This window comes from Neobacillus drentensis (assembly GCF_036962765.1).
Lineage (GTDB): Bacteria > Bacillota > Bacilli > Bacillales > Cytobacillaceae > Neobacillus > Neobacillus drentensis_C.
This window is the reverse complement of record NZ_JBALOS010000114.1, coordinates 1-2,590: the sequence shown is the minus strand read 5'-3', so window position 1 is coordinate 2,590 and position 2,590 is coordinate 1. Positions and strand designations below refer to the sequence as shown.

Genomic DNA, 2,590 nt, shown 5'->3' with positions numbered 1-2,590 from the left:
GACAGTTCTTCAGAAATCTTAATAGATTTTGTCGGAACCCGTTAGCTTTAGGTCCAATCCTTTTATTTATTAGTTAGGCAATAACAAGTATGATTAATATTAAAATAAAGACATTTAATGAAATTACGATGGATCGTATCTGTGCTTTTACTGGAATGGATTGTTGAGGATTAATCAATTGTTGCAGCCTGTAATCGACTGTACTATCCGCAAAATGCACAATAGCTGGAGTAAGATTTGAATTTGCTTTTAGTTGCTTCTTAATTAACTTTAATAAGGCACTGCCTAATCCAAGTTCTGAACCCATCCGGTTAATTGCATATTCATCTGCAACTAGTTCAATCATAATCCGATAATTCTGGTAGGACCACCTCGTAAGTGGGATATACCATAAAGCTTCTGAAATTATTTGTAAAATAAATACCTTAATTCCATCATAATACCTTTGGTGGGAAGTCTCGTGGTAGATGACAGCTTCTAATTCCTTTGCATCTAACATTTCAGTTAATGTAGTCGAAAGGACAATAACTGGTTTCAAAAACCCAAATGTAAATGCCAACGGGTCTTTATAATTGATAATAACGATATCATCATTTTTTCTGTTAAAAATTTGATTCAATTGTTTGGATTTTTCTTTATTAATCAGTAGGTGAATTTTATTTTGAAATGAACGTAATAGTAGGATTTGCTGAACGATCTTATTACAAATGATGAAAACGGTATAAAAAATGTAAGCATTCACGATTAATAGGACTGCATAATAGGCAAAAGTGCCTTTTTCAAAAAAGCTTACGCAAAAATTAAAGATATTAAATAGCTCTAATGGGCCAAATAGAATATTTAGTAGGTACATCGCTATTTGAACAAACAAAATGATCGCAAAGAAAAGGGCTAATCCTAAAACGGCAGTTGATTTATGTTTCCAGACCATTTTACTTTCTGCCCTTTTTTAATTGTTCAATTTTTTGTTCCAGTTTCTGAAGTAAACGATCATCAACTTCTTGTAAAGAATCCAGCATATGATTAACAACTAATCCTCCGAATTCGTCCAAAAGGTTATCTGTTAGTTTTTTAGATTGGTCGCTAATAAAATCCTCTTTGGTTTTTACTGGTTTAAAAAGAGAGGTTCTTCCTTCCAATCTTTTTGTAAGAATGTTTTTATCGACAAGGCGGTTCATAACCGTCATAACCGTATTGAAGTTTATCGGTTTTTCATTTTCTAATTCATGTTGAACGTCCTTAATACTCTTTTCATTGCCTTCCCAAAGAATGTCCATAATTTTAGACTCAAGCGGGCCGAAAAAGCGGTTCAGTCCTTCTTGGTCAAAACGAAAATTGTTTATTGGCATTATTCATCCTCCTAACCATTACATATTGTAGTGTAACATATTATTCTTTTTAATGCTGTCCACCGAAAAGTAAAAATGAGTTTGGAGCATTTCTCCAAACTCATTTTTGAAATAAAAACTATGAACAACATGATGAAGTTTGCATTTCTACCTTAACAGGATTTGCTGGACAACACTCCGATTCTGCGGTCATCGTCTCTACATCACCTTTTGTATAAAAGAATTCCCATTCGTTCCGGTCAGGATCGGTGACCCAAAATTTATCTTGTGTAGCATAACAACAAGTAACATCCATCTCTTCCCTTGCAAAAAAGCCTAATTTTTCTAAACGCTCTTTATGTTGCTGGACCGCTTCTTGATTATCTAGCTGAAATCCAAAATGGCCCACTTGATTTCCTGCAACTGTGTCTTTTAAGTTTAAAGTGAAATTAAGAGCAGGATCATTAAGCAAAAACTTAGCATAGTCTGGCTTTACTTTTACTGGCTCTACATTAAAAACTTTCGTATAAAATTCAATCGACTTATTTAAATCCGTAACATTAATCCCTACATGCATTTTCATCTTAGACCCTCCAACCGATTTATTTTTTTAGATAAATTAGCAACATGATGGATTAGCCTGGGATGTTCCACAGCAAGATTCCTCTTCTGTTTTTTCTACCTCTTTAATTTCAACACCACAGCAACTTGAGGCTTTTGAAACCTCTTTACCTATTAAGCTATTGATAAAACTCATGTTTCCCAGCTCCTTTACATTAGGATTGTTAAATCAAAAAAATTTGATTTAAAGTGGATAAATCAAATTTTTTTGATTTATAACCTAAGTATATTGGCAATTTTTTCTAATTGCAACCATTAAATCAAAAAAATTTGTTTTAAGGAAGGACAATAAACTTCAGCCTAAATCAAAGTATTTTGATTTAAAAGATTGACATTTGAAAATATTGGATATATGATGAATGTATCAAGTTTATTTGATTTATGAAGTAGGTGAAAAAAGTGAACAAAGAAATACAAATACAAGACATATCCTTAGATAAAGTTTTTGAAGAATATGAGTTAAAATTTAAGGCCATAGCTGATAAAAAGAGACTACAAATCATGAATATTTTAACTCAAAAAGGTGCTATGTGTGTTTGCGATCTAGCTCCAATAGTTGACATGGCTCAATCAAAGCTATCCTATCATTTAAAGATTTTATTAGATGCCAATATTATTACTAAAGAAACACGAGGAACATG

5 protein-coding genes are annotated in these 2,590 nt (G+C 32.3%); 1 reads left to right on the top strand and 4 read right to left on the bottom strand.

Annotated elements, in window-relative coordinates:
- Positions 1–73: 73 nt before the first annotated feature.
- From V7137_RS14860 to V7137_RS14845, 4 genes are all read right to left on the bottom strand, one after another.
- Positions 74–931, bottom strand: a complete 858-nt coding sequence (locus V7137_RS14860) for a M56 family metallopeptidase (protein WP_335698806.1) — start codon at positions 929–931, stop codon at positions 74–76.
- Between the two features lies 1 nt (position 932).
- Complete coding sequence (locus tag V7137_RS14855) at positions 933–1,349, bottom strand: BlaI/MecI/CopY family transcriptional regulator (protein WP_335698805.1); 417 nt, start codon at positions 1,347–1,349, stop codon at positions 933–935.
- Positions 1,350–1,467: 118 nt separating this feature from the next.
- Positions 1,468–1,911 (bottom strand): ArsI/CadI family heavy metal resistance metalloenzyme, encoded by a 444-nt coding sequence (locus V7137_RS14850; protein ID WP_335698804.1) that lies wholly within the window; start codon positions 1,909–1,911, stop codon positions 1,468–1,470.
- A gap of 36 nt (positions 1,912–1,947) precedes the next feature.
- Positions 1,948–2,085 (bottom strand): hypothetical protein, encoded by a 138-nt coding sequence (locus tag V7137_RS14845; RefSeq protein WP_335698803.1) that lies wholly within the window; start codon positions 2,083–2,085, stop codon positions 1,948–1,950.
- Positions 2,086–2,348: 263 nt separating this feature from the next.
- On the opposite strand from V7137_RS14845, the gene V7137_RS14840 reads away from it, so the two are divergent.
- On the top strand, positions 2,349–2,590 hold a 242-nt coding region (locus V7137_RS14840), incomplete at its 3' end, for an ArsR/SmtB family transcription factor (RefSeq protein WP_335698802.1).